The sequence below is a fragment of the Pseudofrankia sp. EUN1h genome, assembly GCF_001854645.1.
In the GTDB taxonomy this organism is placed as follows: domain Bacteria; phylum Actinomycetota; class Actinomycetes; order Frankiales; family Frankiaceae; genus Pseudofrankia; species Pseudofrankia saprophytica.
In genome coordinates, this window is record NZ_MBLN01000054.1 from 177,492 (window position 1) to 193,374 (window position 15,883).

The 15,883-nt window shown below is 72.4% G+C and carries 10 protein-coding genes; 5 read left to right on the forward strand and 5 right to left on the reverse strand.

The genetic code is table 11. The features are described 5' to 3' along the window. Positions 1-14 precede the first annotated feature (14 nt). A complete protein-coding gene (locus BCD49_RS18805) occupies positions 15-899 on the reverse strand; it encodes an SAM-dependent methyltransferase (RefSeq protein ID WP_106410598.1) in 885 nt (294 codons plus the stop codon). 203 nt (positions 900-1,102) lie between these two features. After that, positions 1,103-5,119: a diguanylate cyclase domain-containing protein gene (locus BCD49_RS18810; protein WP_232794385.1), complete on the reverse strand. Its 4,017-nt coding sequence runs from the start codon at positions 5,117-5,119 to the stop codon at positions 1,103-1,105. A gap of 664 nt (positions 5,120-5,783) precedes the next feature. Between BCD49_RS18810 and BCD49_RS18815 the strand changes: the two genes are divergently transcribed. The 4 genes from BCD49_RS18815 to BCD49_RS18830 all read left to right on the forward strand — a co-directional run bounded on the left by BCD49_RS18815 (position 5,784) and on the right by BCD49_RS18830 (position 12,162). Further along, entirely contained in the window at positions 5,784-7,550 is a 1,767-nt protein-coding gene (locus BCD49_RS18815; protein WP_083401548.1) for an FAD-dependent oxidoreductase, read from the forward strand. A 37-nt stretch (positions 7,551-7,587) separates the two neighbouring features. Then, entirely contained in the window at positions 7,588-8,862 is a 1,275-nt protein-coding gene (locus BCD49_RS18820; protein ID WP_007510563.1) for a cytochrome P450, read from the forward strand. Between the two features lie 206 nt (positions 8,863-9,068). Then, the gene (locus BCD49_RS45885; RefSeq protein ID WP_269799876.1) at positions 9,069-10,694 is read left to right on the forward strand and encodes a GGDEF domain-containing protein; all 1,626 of its coding nucleotides are present in this window, start codon (positions 9,069-9,071) and stop codon (positions 10,692-10,694) included. Between the two features lie 37 nt (positions 10,695-10,731). Further along, positions 10,732-12,162: an NAD-dependent epimerase/dehydratase family protein gene (locus BCD49_RS18830; RefSeq protein WP_007510566.1), complete on the forward strand. Its 1,431-nt coding sequence runs from the start codon at positions 10,732-10,734 to the stop codon at positions 12,160-12,162. A gap of 67 nt (positions 12,163-12,229) precedes the next feature. Here BCD49_RS18830 and BCD49_RS18835 read toward each other — a convergent pair whose 3' ends face one another. The 3 genes from BCD49_RS18835 to BCD49_RS18845 form a co-directional block, all read right to left on the reverse strand. After that, positions 12,230-13,225 (reverse strand): magnesium and cobalt transport protein CorA, encoded by a 996-nt coding sequence (locus BCD49_RS18835; protein WP_007510567.1) that lies wholly within the window; start codon positions 13,223-13,225, stop codon positions 12,230-12,232. A 311-nt stretch (positions 13,226-13,536) separates the two neighbouring features. Continuing rightward, positions 13,537-14,091, reverse strand: coding sequence for an NUDIX hydrolase (locus BCD49_RS18840; RefSeq protein WP_007510569.1), 555 nt, complete (start codon positions 14,089-14,091; stop codon positions 13,537-13,539). Positions 14,092-14,193: 102 nt separating this feature from the next. Continuing rightward, positions 14,194-14,760 carry a TetR/AcrR family transcriptional regulator gene (locus BCD49_RS18845; protein WP_007510571.1) on the reverse strand — a complete coding sequence of 189 codons (567 nt, stop codon included), beginning with the start codon at positions 14,758-14,760 and terminating at the stop codon, positions 14,194-14,196. Between the two features lie 112 nt (positions 14,761-14,872). On the opposite strand from BCD49_RS18845, the gene BCD49_RS18850 reads away from it, so the two are divergent. After that, entirely contained in the window at positions 14,873-15,814 is a 942-nt protein-coding gene (locus BCD49_RS18850) for an SDR family NAD(P)-dependent oxidoreductase (RefSeq protein ID WP_007510572.1), read from the forward strand. Positions 15,815-15,883 lie beyond the last annotated feature (69 nt).

Sequence of the window (15,883 nt, forward strand, 5' to 3'; positions counted from 1 at the left end):
CCTTGGCGGTCGGGTCAGGCGGGCTTGTGCCCGATCCCGACCCAGATCACGGTGGACTCGGGCTCGTCGGCGCGCCACTTCGTCGCCAGCACGACGCCGGGCTCGAGCAGGTCCCAGCCGTCGAAGAACCGGCCGATCTGTTCCTGCGTCCGCGCGTGGAAGCTGCCGGTGGACGCCTCCTGCATCAGGGCGTACGCCGCCGCCAGGTCCTCCGCCGGGACGTTTCCCGAGGGGGCGTCGGTCGCGACGGCCGGATGCGTGAGGACGAGGAAGCTGCCGGGGGGCATCGCGTCGGCGAGGGTGCGCACGATCGAGTACGGGTCCTGATCCTCCGGTACGCAGTGCATGATCGCGATCAGCATCAGCGCGATCGGCTGGCTGAAGTCGAGGACCTCGGCGGCCTTGGCGAGGATTTCGTCCGGCCGGCGGACATCGCCATGCACATAGGTCGTGCTGCCCTCGGGTGTGCTGGTGAGCAGCGCGTGCGCGTGTGCCAGCACGATCGGGTCGTTGTCCGCGTAGACGATCCGGGCGTCCGGGGCGGCGCGCTGGGCGACCTCGTGGGTGTTGTCCGAAGCGGGCAGGCCGGTGCCGATGTCGAGGAACTGGCGGACGCCGTGCTCGGCGGCGAGCAGGTGCACGGCGCGGCGCAGGAAGGCGCGGTTGGCCTGGACGCTCTCGGTGACGGCGGGCATGGCCGCCATGACCGCCTCGGCGACCTTCCGGTCGGCCGGGTAGTTGGTCTTGCCACCGAGCCAGTAGTCGTAGACCCGAGCGATGTGCGGAACCTCGGTGCGCAGGTCGATCGGCTCACCGTCCGACCCGAGCACCGACCCGCCCGCTGGGACCACCGACTCGAAGTTCCACGATCCGTCTCCAGCACCGTCGCTGTCGGTCACTGACTCCCCGTTCCTCTCCTGCGCCCGTCGGACTCTTCCGCGCGCCGCCCCGCGCGCCGCGCACCGCACCGACGCCGCCGATCCGATCATCGGCGAGCCCCGCCCTGACTCGTAACCTATCCCCGATTGCGACGTATACGACGCGAACTACGCCGGATCGTAACGCCCGTCTGGGTGCGCGATGACCTGGCCATCTGGCCCGGTTACGCATCCCCAGGTCGTTGGTCGCCGGCCGGTCGGCGCGGGAGGCACCCGTCGGCTTTGGCGAGCACGACGCTCCCGCGACCGCGACGTTTCGCGTCGTACATGGCGAGGTCGGCGGCGCGGACGACCCGCACCGGGTCGGGGTAGGCGGTGGAGAGCGCGGCACCGATCGTCGCCGCGACGGTCAGGACCGCCCCGTGGGTCCGCAGTGGCTGACGCAGCGCGGCGAGGATCCGCTCGGCGAGCTCGACAAGCTCGCCCTCGTCCGTGTTCTCGACGAGGATGGCGAACTCGTCGCCGCCGAGCCGCGCCACGGGGTCGCCCGCGCGGACGGTGGCCTCCAGCCGCAGGGCGACGATCTCGAGAACCTCGTCACCGGCGGGGTGGCCGTAGGTGTCGTTGACGGGTTTGAAGTTGTCCAGGTCGACGAACAGGACGCCGAACGGCGCGATGCCCGCCCCATGGGTGCCCCGGGAGGTGGCCGCGTCGAGGCACTGGGCGAAGGAGGCCCGGTTGGGCAGACCCGTGAGCGGGTCGTGATACGCGGCGGCGGTCAGCTCGTCCTGGAGCACCTTGCGCTCGCCGATGTCGTGGCAGGTCAGCAGGACGCCGGACACGGCCGAGCCGGCCGAGGTCGTCAGCGCTGACGCGGTGACGTCGAACCATCTGTGTTGGCCGTCGGCGGTACGGAGCCGGACGTCCTGCAGCGTCCGCGGACCGGGTGGCTCCGCCGCCGGAACCGGCGGTGGTCTCCCCGAGGTGGGGGGCGACGGCGCCGTGACGGGTCGCGACGGCGCCCGCCGGCCGGCGGTGGTCTGGACGAAGGCGCGCAGCCGGGCGGCGTCGTCCGGATGGGCCAGGTCGCCGACGTCGTGGCCGGCCCAGTCGGTGGTCCGCTGGTCGAGGAGGCGGGTCACGGACGGGCCGACCACGCTGATCCGGCCGTCTGGGGCGGCGACGGCGACGATGTCGTGGGCGCCGCGCAGCAGTGCCTCGAACCGGTCGACGTCACGGCGCAGGGCGCGCCGGCGGCGGTCGTCGGCGGCGGCCACGGCGATCAGCGTGAACGCGACGATGCCGAGCAGGAGCCCGAGCCCGGGCAGCGAGCTGCCGAGGTCGTCGAAGACCACGGTCCGACTTCGTTGCAGGAGCGTGTAGTAGCCGGGAATCGTGCCCGTCGGCATCGCGAACGAGATCAGGCCCGGGTCGGCCGAGCGGACGGAGGCCGCCTCGCCCTGCGGGGGGAGCCTGTGCAGCGTTGCGGGGTCGACGACGCGACGACCGATGAACGTGACGTCCGAGCCGAAGCCGACGCGTCCGTTCTGGTCGACGAGTTCCAGGGAGCCCAGCGGAGCGAGGGACTGGAAGATCACCGTCGGTAACCCATGGCGCGCCGAGCGGCCGATGGCCAGCACCGCGACGGTCCTGTCCCCGCGCATCACCGGCTCCAGCCCGTACACCCGCTCGACCCCGGCGGAGTCGGCGACCACCGGCGTCCACTGGGCCCGGCCCGCCACCACCGAACGCCACAGGGCGCTTCGGGTGTCGACCGGCAGCGTCGCCTTCGCCGGCAGCGCCGAGAGAACCTGCCCGTCAGGCGACGTCAGCAGCAGATCCGTGTCCGGCCCGCCGATGGCGGAGGCGGCGAACCCGCGCAGGATCCCGCGGTCGACCGCGGGATTCGTGAAGGTCCACGGCGCGGCCGAGACGAACGGCACCAGCCGCGCAGGCTCCAGGATCATCGAGGCGGAGTCGTTGAACGCCGCCGCGACGGCACGGTTCTGGGTCAGGGCGACGGCGCGCGCGATGCTCCGGGCGTCGGCCTCCTGGCGCAGGCCGATCCCGAGGATTCCGAGCAGCAGCGCCGCGACCGCGAGGATCGGGGCGAGGGACCGTAACCAGGCGGGCCAGGTCCGCCGGGACGTCGGCGCCGCCGGCCCCGATGCCGGCGCGGACCCGGCCCGCGGTGACGGCGGGATGGTCGCCGCACTCCCCGTGCCTGCCATGCGGGCCGCGGAGACGGCCGAGGCTGGGCCGGTGACCAGCACGGTGTCCGGCGCGGACACCGTGCAAGGCCCGTCGCCGGATCGCTTTGCCTCGTACATGGCCTGATCCGCGGCGCGCAGCAGGGCACCGGCATCGGCGGGGGTCGCGCGGCCGTCGGGAGACGGCGTGCTCAGCGCGATACCGATACTGGCGCTCACCTGTACGCGGACGGCCCGGTACGCGGACACGGCGGCGTCCGGCGCGGTCGCCGCGTCTGGAGGGTCCGGCGCGGGCATGCTGATCGGCCGGGCGATGGCCGTGGCGAGACGGTCGGCGATGAGTCGCGCGGTCGCCGGGTCGACCGCGCGCAGCAGCGCGCCGAACTCGTCGCCGCCGAACCGGCTGGCGAGGTCGTTCGGGCGCAGGGCGGCGACGATGCGTTGGGCGACGACGCGCAGCACGTGGTCACCGGCGGCGTGGCCGTGCCTGTCGTTGATCGGCTTGAAGTCGTCGAGGTCGATGAACAGCAGCGCGTCCCGGGTGCCGTCGGCGGCCGACGTCGTGAGCGCGCCGGCGAGGTGGGTGAGGAAGGTCGCGCGGTTGGGCAGCCCGGTCAGAGGGTCGTGCCGGGCCTGGTGGGCGAGGCGGTCCTGGAGGGCCTTGCGCTCGCCCACCTCGTGACAGGTGATGACCACGCCGCCCAGATCGTGAGGGCCGCGTTCGTCGACGGCGGTGAGGTCGAACCAACGGAAGTGCTCGGCATCCCCGGTTGGCTCGGCGTCCCCCGTTGCCTCGGCGTCCCGGGTTACCTCGGTGCCCCCGGTGGCCTCGGCGTCGCCTGTCGTCTCCGGGTCGGTGTCGCTGATCCGGGTCGGCGCGCGCTCGGCGCCGGTCCCAGCGCGTAATCGGACGTTGACGAGTGTCGTCTCGCCGGGCGGAAGGCGGGCGAGCGACGCCGCCACCCGATCGCGGTCGCCGGGATGAACGAGGTCGAGCAGCGGACGTTTCACCCACTCGGCGTCGGCCTGGCCGAGCAACCATCGTGCCGATGGGCTCATGAACACCACGGTCGAGTCGTCGCGGACCAACATGATCACGTCATGGGTGTTGCCGAGCAGGTGGTGCAGCCGGGCGTGGGCCCGGCGTGCTCCCAGCTCACGGACCGCGCCGAAGAGAACCAGCCCGAACACCGAACCGCCGAGCACGCCGATGAGCGTGTGGTTGCGGCTGGCCTGCTGGTTGCGCAGGTCCCCGTAGAGCTGTGCGTTCGAGGCCTCGAACGTGGTCACATAGCCGGTGGTCCGCTGCACGGCGGCGATGACGGTTTGCTCGTGGCCGTCGGCGCCATGTGTCTGCCAGACCTCGGCATGGCCCGGTCGCAGGGCCGCCACCCGGGCCGGGTCGACGATGCGCCTGCCCACCTCGGTCGATGACCACGAGGAGATCGCGACCCCGTTGCGGTCCACCTGGGACAGCCCGCCGGTATCGGGTCCGTTGGCGAGCACGCCGAGCCGCTCCTGGAACCGCTCACCGGCGGTGTCGATGGACAGCGAGACCAGGACGGCCCGTGGCTCGTCCCTGCCGGACGCGGCGCCCCCGGTGGGGACGCCACCGGCGTGGACCGGGGCGAGCGCGGCCCGGACCTCCCTGCCATCCAGGTCGAACGCCGAGGACCAGCCGGGCTGGCCGCGCAGGGCCTCTGTCCAGGCGTTGCCCAGCTCGGCGGTGGAGATGACCGCGCCATCCGGACGCGCCGCGATCACCCGCCCGGCCGGATCCAGGAGGGCGACGGCCGCCGTCGGGTTGCCCGTCGGCGTGAGGTCGAAGGCCGAGAGCAGAGCGGCGTCGTGGGCCGGGTCGGTCAGGGTGAAACCGGCGCCGTCGACCATCGTCTGGAGAATCTGCGGGTCGTCGGTCTGCGACCGGTAGTTCGCGATGCTCTCGACGAGGTCGACCCGGTTGGCGAGACGGCCATGCTCGGCGTGGCCAAGCTGCCAGCGCCCGACCAGCAGGGCGGCGAGCGCGAGCAACAGGGCAAGGACGGCGCCGGTGACGAGTGGCGCGGCCCGACCCAGCCGGCCCGCGCGCCACGGACGGCTCCGTCGCCGTTGGTCTGAGCAGTCATCGCCGCCGTGGTGGCGGCCACCACCATGATCGTCGCCCTGATCGCCATCGTGCCCGGCGACTGCACACGCGCCGGGGCCGCCGTCGGTCTGCCGCCTGCGCGCCAGCGCCGTCGCGATGCGTGTCCAGGAAGAGGCGGAGAACTTCGCGCCGGCGGGCTTCGCCGACGGGCTAGCCGAGACCATCCTGGTCGAGGCCGTGCCCCCTCCGACTCCGGAGGCGCCGACGTCCAGGTTTCCATGGAGATCGCCGCCTGTATTCCATGAACTACGCCACGTTACGTGAAATGCATACCCTCGGGCAAGGTCTGAGCTATAAATTGGCGGGCCGATCCCCGGGGTTTTCACATGAGTCAGGTGGGATCATCGCCGTTACGGCGCGCTATACCACGATAAAATATCGCCGGTCACCAAGGTCGCTTTCCGTCTCGGCCGACGAGCAGGTGCTGTGGGAACAAGGAGGCCTTGGAAGCGCTGCTGGCCAGGGTTTTTACGGGCGGCGCCGGGGAAGGGACAGGCTGCGTCGGGGTCACGGTCGCCCCCGATCCGATGTGACCCGGGGGGATGTCTCGTGAGACTCGTCGTCGACCTCACGCGTTGCCAGGGATATGCGCAGTGCGCCTTCCTCGCGCCGGATGTATTCCGAATGCAGGGAGACGAGGCGCTCTGGTACGACCCGGAGCCCGACGACACCCAGCGGGAGCAGGTTCTCCGGGCGGCGGCGGCCTGCCCCGTCCAGGCCCTGCGGGTCGAGCCGATCCAGGCGCGGCGCCCCGGCGTCGACGCGCGTACATCGGCCAGCGACGGCGCCAGCGTCCATGGCGGCTCCAGCGCGAGCGCCAATGGCGGCGCCAGTGCCAATGGCGGCGCCAGTGCCAATGGCGGCTTCAGCGTCAATGGCGGCTTCAGCGTCAATGGCGGCTTCGGCGTCTATGGCAGGGCCAGCACGAATGGCAGCGCCGGCGACGGCGACGGAATGAGGCGTTTCGCGCGGATCGTCATCGTGGGCGTCTCGGTCGCCGGCCTGCGAGCCGCGACGGCGTTGCGGCGGGAGGGCTTCTCCGGTTCGCTGACGCTGATCGGAGACGAGCCGTGCGAGCCCTACGACCGTCCGCCGCTGTCCAAGCAGGTCCTCGACGGATGGGTGCCGGGCAGGCGGACGGCGCTGCCCCGGCCGGATGACCTCGACGCCGAGTGGCGGCTCGGCGTGCGCGCGACCGGGCTCGATCTGGCCCGCAAGCGGGTCCTGCTCGCGGACGGCGCCGAGGTCGAGTTCGACCGGCTGCTGATCGCCACCGGCGCGCGGGCGCGACCGTGGCCCAAGCCAGCCGAGGCCGCGCTGGACGGCATGTTCGTCCTGCGCGGCCGGGACGACGCCGCCGGGCTGCGGCAACGGCTCGCCGCCGGGCCCCGCAGGGTGCTGGTCATCGGCGCGGGTTTCACCGGGTCGGAGGTCGCCTCCTCGTGCCGTGGGCTGGGGCTGCCGGTGACGGTCGCCGAGCGCGGCCCCGCGCCGCTGGTCGGGGCGCTCGGTCGAGTGGTCGGCGCGGTCGCCGCGGACCTGCACCGCGACCACGGCGTCGACCTGCGCTGCGACGTCACGGTCACGGCCCTCGAGGGGGACGAGGCCGACCGCCTTCGCCGCGCCCACCTGTCCGACGGCACGTCGCTCGACGTCGACGTGGCGGTCGCCGCGCTCGGCAGCGTCCGCAACGTCGAATGGCTCCAGGACTCGGGGCTCGCGGCCGGGCCGTGGGGCGTCGGCTGCGACACCGGGGCGCGGGCCTTCACCGTCGACGGCATGGTCTGCGACGACGTCTTCGTCGCCGGCGACGTGGCGCGGTTCCCGCACCCGCTCTACGACTACCAGTTCCTCGCGCTCGAGCACTGGGGCAACGCGGTCGCGCAGGGCGAGATCGCGGCGCACAACATGATCAGTCCGCAGACGGAGCGCTGGCCGCACCTGGCCGTGCCCAGCTTCTGGTCGACCCAGTTCGGCATCGAGATCAAGTCCGTCGGCGTACCCWCCTTCGCCGACGAGGTCATCATCACGCAGGGCTCCACCGCGGACCGCCGGTTCGTCGCCGTCTACGGCCGCCGAGGCCGGGTGACCGCCGCGGTCGCCTTCGACCAGGGGAAATGGCTGGGCTTCTACCAGGACCTGATCGAGCGGGCGGCGCCGTTCCCGCCGGAGTTCCGGTGCGTCGACCAGGCCACCGGGCGTCCCGTGCCGATGGAGGTCCCCGACCGGCGAGTGCTGCTCCGCGAGGCCACGGTCATGGTGACCGGGCATGACCCGTCCGAGCGGCGCGCCCGGTTCGTCCACTCCGGCCGCTGACCCGGCCGCACCCCGCCGACACCCGGAGGGCCGTCTCATGGCACCGGTCAGCGTCTTCGACCAGATTCTCGACTACGGCAACCGCGCCGACCCCTATCCGTTGTACGCCCAGCTGCGCCGGACACCGGTCAGYCGGGCGGACGACGGCGGTTACGTCGTGAGCACCTACGCCGAGATCGTCGCGTTGCTGCACGATCCTCGGATCAGCTCGGATCCGCGTAGCCGCGACGACTACGCCGCCATCGCCGAGGACGGCACGGCCGGGACGCTGCCGCAGGCGTTCATCTCCCTCGACCCGCCCGAGCACGACAGGGTCCGGCGGCTGCTGACCCGTCACTTCGGACCGCCGCACAACCCCGGTCGGATCATCCGGCTGGTCCCGGAGATCAGCGAGATCGCCGCCGGCCTGGTGGACGACCTGGCCGAGCGCGACCAGGTGGACCTCGTCGAGGACTTCGCCTACCCGCTGCCCGTCACGGTCATCTGCCGGCTGCTCGGAGTGCCCCGCGAGGACGAACCGCGCTTCCGGGTGTGGGCCGACGCCGTGGTCGAGGCCACCGACCCGGCCACCGGTGACCTGGCCACCCGGCGCGGCCGGCGCGTCCGGGCCGCGGCCGAGCTCGGGCAGTACCTCGGCGACCTGGCCGACGCCCACCGGCGCGACCCCGGCGACGACATCCTGTCCGGGCTCGCCACCGACACCGAGGCGCAGGGCCGGCTGTCGCGCGGCGAACTGATGGCCAACGCCGTGCTCCTGCTCATCGCCGGCCACGAGACCACCGTCAACCTGATCGCGAACGGCATGCTCACCCTGCTGCGCCATCCCGACGTCGCGTACCGGCTGGCCCGGGAGCCCGACCTGGCCGGCCGGGTGGTGGAGGAGGTGCTGCGCTACGAACCACCGGTGCAGTTCCTCGGGAACCGCGGCGCCCTCGACGATCTCGAGGTCGCCGGCACCACCGTCCCCCGTGGCGCGCCCATCACCCTGGTCCTCGCCGCCGGCAACCGCGACCCCGACCACGTCGCCGACCCCGACCGGTTCGACCCGGACCGGCGCAACCTCGAACACCTCGGCTTCGGCGGGGGCGTCCACTACTGCTTCGGCGCCCCGCTAGCCCGGCTCGAGGCGCAGATCTCCCTGACGGAGCTCGTGCGGCGACTGGTGGCTCCGCGGCTGGTCGTCGACCCGCCGCCCTACCGGCCGAGCCCGCTCCTGCGCGGCCCCCGTCAGCTCCTGGTGGCGGTGGACGGCGTCACCCCGGCCACCGCGTCGCGCCACCTCGTCGGGTCCCGGAGCCGACCAAAGCCGTAGGTACCTTGTGTGATCGATCAAATGCTCTTCGTTAGACAGGTCGTACGATGGTGGTGTTCCCTGGGCGCATGGTCCCGAGCCGTGACCGCCTGGTGGTCAGGGGGTGACGGCCGATGCTCGACGCGGGAGCCGGTGCTGTGGTKCCGGCGGCTCCCAGATCGGCCAGGCCCGCGGGGGAGCGGCCGCGCCCGGTGGGCGGTTCGGTGGTGAGCGCGCGCGCTTTCGGGTGGATGGTGGCGTGCGCGGGTGTGTTCCTGGTCGTGGTGCTGGTGACCGCCCTGGCGCTGGAGCCCCACCTGGGGGTCGAGGTGGAGGCGTCGGCGGGGGCGGTCGCGGCCGGAGCGGCGGCGGCCTGCTGCGGGTTCGCGGGCTGGCGCTGTCGGGGCGCCGAGCGCCGATGGCGTTGGCTGACCTGCGGTGCCGCGCTCCTGACGATGGTCGGTGTGAGCTTCAGCGTCTGGTCGACCGCCGTGTCCGGGACGAACGTGCCGCGGTTACAGCTGTCCGATCTTGGCTATATGGCCTGCTACGCGTTGGCTCTGGCGGGGCTGCTGACCATGCCGACCGACTCTCTCGATCGAGGGCCGGGCGGACGCGTGGGTGGTGGACATGGTGATCGGCACCTTGAGGCACCCAGCCGTAGGTGGCTGGTCCCGACCGTGCTCGACAGCCTGATCGTGGTCGGTTCGCTGGCGCTGCTCTACTGGGAGCTGGTGCTGGGGGATGTCGTCCTGCACGGCGGATTCAGCCTGGTAGCCGTCCTGATGGCGTGGGCGCTCGCCCTGGGCGCGCTGGTGCTCACGGTGGCGGTCTTCCTGGTCGGCACGTTCCGACGACCGCGTCACTGGCCCGCGTTCGGCCTGCTCGCCGCGGGACTGATCCTCCTGGCGTTGGTGGCGGTCACCTATGCCGCCGCCGCGGTGCGCCGCTGGGTCCTGGTGCCGTCGCCGATCTCGACGGCCTTCGTCGCCTCGTTGCTGCTCATCGGGCTGGCGGCGGTCGTCCCGGCCCGGGCGCCGCCGCCCCCGTCCGCGTGCGACTCTGGCGAGAGTGGGGAAGGCGCCCGGCCGAGCCGCCTGCAGGTCGCGCACCTGATGCTTCCCTACCTCCCGCTGTGCGCGGTCGGCGTGCTCGCGCTGGTGCAGCTGGTCAGCTGGGCGCCCGTGCAGCGAGGCGAGATGTTCGCGCTCCTCTTCCTGCTGACCATGGCGTTATTGCGGCAGGTGGGCACGCTCTGGGACAACGCGAGCCTGCTGGCCCGCTATCGGGCGAGCCAGCGCCAGTTGCGGTACCAGGCGTTCCACGACCCGCTGACCGGGCTCGCGAACCGAACACTGTTCGGCGAACGTCTGGGCGACGCGCTCGAGAGACGCGTCCGAGGCGGCGACCCGCGGTCGTTGGCCGTGCTGTTCTGCGATCTCGACGACTTCAAAATCGTCAACGACGCGCTCGGGCATGCCGCGGGCGACGAACTGCTACGGGTCACGGCCGCGCGGCTCGTCGGGGCCGTCCGGGCCGTGGACACGGTCGCCCGGCTCGGCGGCGACGAGTTCGCGATCCTGCTCGAGGGCCGCGATGACGACCCGGCCCGGCTCGGCCGTCGGGTCGTCGACGCCGTCGCGGCGCCATGTCTGCTCGTCGGAACGCCATACTCGGTCCGGGGGAGCGTGGGCCTGGCCATCGTGGAGTCCGGCACGCTCACCGAGCCGGAGACGGTGCTGCACCAGGCGGACCTGGCCATGTACGAGGCGAAGCGGGTCGGTGGGACGGTCGCTGTCTACCGACCCGGGCTGTCGGCCCCGGAAGCCCGGCCGATTCCAGACGCCCTGTGACATCCTCGGACATCTTCGGGCCGAGGAGTTGGTGGGCGTGAGCGGTAGACGGCAGGTGTTCCTCACCGGGGCGACCGGAAACTGGGGCCGCTGCGTCCTGCGTGAGCTCGCCGACCGCGCCGACCGTTTCGACGTCGTCGCCCTGGTGCCGTCGACCCGGCGTGAACGAGAGATCATCGGCGAGTTCGCCGGCCTGCCCAACCTGCGGGTCGTCTGGGGCGATCTGACGGACTACGGCGCCGTCGAGCGGTGCGTGCGCGGCAGTGACCACGTCCTGCACCTGGGTGCCGTCGTCTCGCCGCTGGCCGACGACCATCCCGAGCTCACCCGCCGGGTGAACGTCGGCGGCGTCCAGAACATCGTCAGGGCGGTGCTGGCCCAGGAGGACCCCGCGGCGATCGGCGTGGTCATGGTCGGGTCGGTCGCCGAGACCGGCGACCGCAACCCTCCGCACCACTGGGGCCGGGTCGGCGACCCGCTGCGGGTCTCCCAGTTCGACGAGTACGGCCAGAGCAAGATCATGGCCGAGCGGGTGCTGGTGGAGTCCCGGCTGCCGCGCTGGGTGTGGCTGCGCCAGACGGGGATCTTTCATCCCGGCGTCCTGGAGATCCGCGATGCGATCGTGACCCACGTGCCGTTCGCGGGGGTGATGGAATGGGCGTCGGCCGAGGACTCCGCCCGCCTGGTCGCCAACATCTGCGAGGACGGTGTGCCCGATCGGTTCTGGGGCCGGGTGTACAACATCGGCGGCGGCGAGTCCTGGCGGCTGACCAACTGGGAGTTCCAGGTCGGCCTGGCGAGGGCGCTCGGCGTGAAGGACATGCGCCGCTGGTACGAGCGCGGCTGGTTCGCCACTCGCAACTTCCACGGCCATTGGTTCACCGACTCGGACACCCTGGAAGACCTCGTGCCCTTCCGGCGCGACACCTTCGACGGCGCGCTGGCCCGCGCCGTTCGGGCCGCCCCGCGCGCCGTTCGGCTGGCGGGGAAGGTCCCGGCGGCGGTCGTGAAGAATCTCGTGATCGGCCCGCTCACCCGGCAGCCGAGGGGCACCATGGCCTGGATCCGCGCGGGCGACGAGGCACGGATCCAGGCCTACTTCGGTTCCCGCGCGGACTGGGAGGCCATCGGGGACTGGTCCACCTTCCAGCCGCCGGCCCCCGACAGGACCCCGCGCCTGCTGGACCACGGCTACGACGAGTCGAAGGACCCGGCAGAATGGAACGGCGCCGACCTCGCCGCGGCCGCCGACTTCCGCGGCGGCCGGTTGCTGTCCGAAACGGTGCCGACGGGCGACGTCGCCGCGCCACTGCGCTGGCGCTGCGCCGAAGGCCACGAGTTCACCGGCAGTCCCCGGCTCATCCTCACCGCCGGCCACTGGTGCCCGGAATGCGTCAGGGACACGGCCGGCTACGCCAAGCAGGCCGGCGCCAACCGTTTCCTCGCGCAGATCGAGTCCACGTCCTAGCTCGTCCTAGCTCGTCCTAGCTCACCGAGGGCCCAGGTCCCAGCCCCGGCCTAGAACCAGCCCCGGCTCACAGCCAGCCGTTGCGTTTGAACACGCTGTAGAGCAGAACGCTGACCGCGACCATGAGCGCCAGCGCGGCGGGATAACCCCAGACCTGGTGCAGCTCGGGCATGTGCTCGAAGTTCATGCCGTAGATGCCCGCGGTCGCGGTGGGGACGGCGGCGATCGCCACCCACGCGCTGATCTTGCGCATGTCCTGGTTCTGGGCGACGGAGACCTGGGCCAGGGTGGCCTGCAGGAGGGAGCCGAGCAGGTCGTCGAAGCCGGCGATCCGTTCGGTGACGCGGTTCAGATGGCCCTCGACGTCGCGGAAGTAGCTGCGCACCTCGGGCGGCACCAGGCCGGCGGCGCCGTCCGGGTCGGCGAGCACCCGCAGCGCCGGGGCCAGCGGCAGGACGGCGTGCTTGAACTCGATCACTTCCCGTTTGAGCAGGTAGACCGCTCCGGCGTCGGGAAACCGGGCCCGGTGGTCGAACACGGCGCTCTCGAGGGCGTCGATGTCGGTTTCCACCAGGTCCGCGACCTTCAGATAGTCATCGACGATGTGGTCAGCGATGGCATGCAGCACGGTGGCCGGACCGCGGGCGAGCAGCTGGGGGCGGGCTTCCAGCCGGGCGCGGAGCGTCTGGAGCTCGCCGTGCGCGCCACGACGGACGGTGACCACGAAATCGCGGCCCAGGAAGACCATGATCTGCCCGGTCTCGACGATCTCCGCGGTCGTGGAGACGTCGTCGTGCTCGACATAACGGATGGTCTTCAGCACGGCGAACAGGGTGTCGTCGTAGCGTTCAAGCTTGGGCCGCTCGTGGTCCTGGGAGGCGTCCTCCACCGCGAGCGGGTGCAGCCCGAACGTGGCCGCCACCGCGGCCAGGTCATCCTCCGACGGCTCGTACAGGCCGAGCCACAGGAAGCTGTCCCGCCCGGCGCGCACGGTGCGCAACGCCGCGTCGAACCCGTGCGGATGCGGGTCGCGCTCACCCTGGCGGTACACCCCGCAGGCCACGACCGAGCTCCGCGAGCCCAGCGRCGGTCCTTCCAGGCCGGACGTGCGGCGTCGCGGATGGATCAGCGAAACCGGCCGGCGCAGCGCGTCACCCAGCCGCGTGGCACCGTCCCTGACCGCGGAAGCCGGGCTGGATACCGGACGGCGTGGTCTCGGCGCACGCTCCTGCTCCCAGTTCACAAGAAAAGCCTACGGCCGGGGCGGAAACCACAGGCCTGGCCCATCGGCACCGCCAGCGGGCCGTGACGTCACCAGGCGCGCGCGGGCCGGAATCCGAACCGGCCGGGTCGGGTCGGGTTGGGTTGGGTTGGTCAGCCGAACAGGCGCCGCGTGCGCGCCAGGGTCTCGCGCAGGTTGTCCTCGGCGGCGAGCTCCAGCGCGTCGGGCACGGTGAGCCAGCGCAGGGGAGCGGTCGGTTTCTCCGGGGTGGCCGCGTCGGGGGTGGCCGTCGCGAGGACGAAGCGAAGGTCCGCGTGCTCGTGCGCGGGTTCGCGGGGCGTCCCGGGTACCGAGACCACGACCGCGTGCCGCAGCTCCCCGGTCGGCCAGGGGCGCAGATCGGCCAGGCCGGTCTCCTCCTGGCCCTCGCGCAGGGCGACGCTCAGCGGGTCGATCTCCCCTGGGTCGCCGTGGCCGCCGACCTGCAGCCAGCTCCCCATCTTGTCGTGCCAGCGCAGCAGGACCCGGCCGGACTCGGGGTGCACGATCAGCGCCGACGCCGTGAGATGCAGCGGAACGGCGCGCGACCACGGGTCGGGGGTGTCACCGACCATCGCCCGGATCCTGGTGACGTCCGTCGTCTCGACCTCGCCGACGGGTTGGTAGCCGGCGAGCAGGGCGGCGGCACCCTGGGAAGGGGAGAGCATATTGAGGACCCTAGGAGACGTCCCGTCCCATCCGTCCGTTCGCCCAGCCTTTGGGCGCGCTCGGGCCCTGGCGAGCGGCGCTCAGGGCCTGGTGAGCGGCGCTCAGGGCCGGGCGCGCAGCGCGTCCATGAGCAGGTCGAGCAGGCGGCCGGCCTGGTCGCGGTCCCGCAGGTCCGCGGCCGCCAGAGACAGGCCGCTGAGGCTGATCAGGACGTCGTCGGGTGGCACGTCCGAGCGCAGCGTCCCGGCCGACGAACCGGCTCGCAGCAACGCCGTCACGGCGCCGGTCAGCCGGTCGCGGCTGTGGGAGAAGGGATCGCCGCCGGAGGCGATGAGCGCGCGCAGGGCGTCGCCCATGCCGCGTTTCGTGCTCATGTAGTCGATGAAGTGCTCCATCCAGGCTCGCAGCGCCTGGTCGGGCGGCATTGTGGCCAGCAGGCCGTCGACGGAGTCGCAGAGCCGGTCGAGCTCGTTGCGGTACGCCGCGTCGACAAGTGCCTCGCGGGTAGGGAAGTGGCGGTAGAGCGTGCCGATGCCCACGCCTGCCTCCTTCGCGATCGCCTCGAGTGCGATGTCCGGCCCGTCCTGCGAGAAGGCTCGGACGGCGACCTCCAGCAGCCGGTCCCGATTGCGCCGTGCGTCGGCGCGCAGCGGTCGTGTGGTGGCCATCACACCTCCCTCGCGGAAAGATTCGGAGGCTCCTCCGGTTAGTGTTCGACGAGCCGGAGGTTCCTCCGGTTGAGCGTACCGAGTCGTACCGAGTATCGAGAGGGAGCGCGTCATGACCGATCGGATCATCACCCCGTTCACCGCCGAGTCGACGGCCGCCGAGGTGATCGACGGCATCGACCTCTCCGGCCGTCGCGCCGTCGTCACGGGTGGCGCCTCGGGCATCGGCATCGAGACGGCGCGTGCGCTGGCCGGCGCCGGCGCGGAGGTGACCCTGGCCGTTCGCGACGTCGACGCGGGCGACCGCACCGCCGCCGACCTCATCGCCAGCACCGGCAACAAGCAGGTCCTCGTGGCTCGCCTCGACCTCGCCGACCAGGCGTCGGTCGCCGCGTTCGTCGCCCAGTGGGACGGCCCGCTGGACATCCTGGTGAACAACGCCGGCATCATGGCCTCGCCGCTCCTGCGGACACCGGAAGGCTGGGAGCTGCAGTTCGCCACCAACCACCTGGGCCACTTCGCCCTCGCCACCGGGCTGCACGGCGCGCTCACGGCCCCGGGCGGCGCCCGGGTCGTGTCGGTCAGCTCGAGCGCGCACCACCGCTCGCCGGTCGTCTTCGACGACATCCACTTCGAGAGCCGGGCGTACGAGCCGTGGTCCGCCTACGGGCAGTCCAAGACCGCCAACGTGCTGTTCGCCGTCGAGGCCAGCAAGCGGTGGGCCGGCGACGGGATCACCGTCAACGCGCTGATGCCTGGCGGCATCCGGACCAACCTGCAGCGCTACGTGTCCGAGGAGGACCTGGAGCGGCTGCGTGCCGCCGCGGGCGGGGCCGACCTGAAGTGGAAGACCCCCGAGCAGGGCGCCGCCACGTCGATCCTCGTCGCGACGTCACCCCTGCTCGACGGCGTCGGCGGACGCTACTTCGAGGACTGCAACGAGGCCGAGGTCGGCGCGCTCAGCGCCCGCAACGGCGTCGCGCCCCACGCCCTCGACCCCGAGGCCGCCGCGCGGCTGTGGGACGTCTCCGTCACGACGCTGGCCGGCCGGTAGCGGCCAGCCCAGGCCGGGCCCGCCAGTCCCGGTGTCGATGGGCGGGCCCTGGGCAGAACCAAGCCGCAC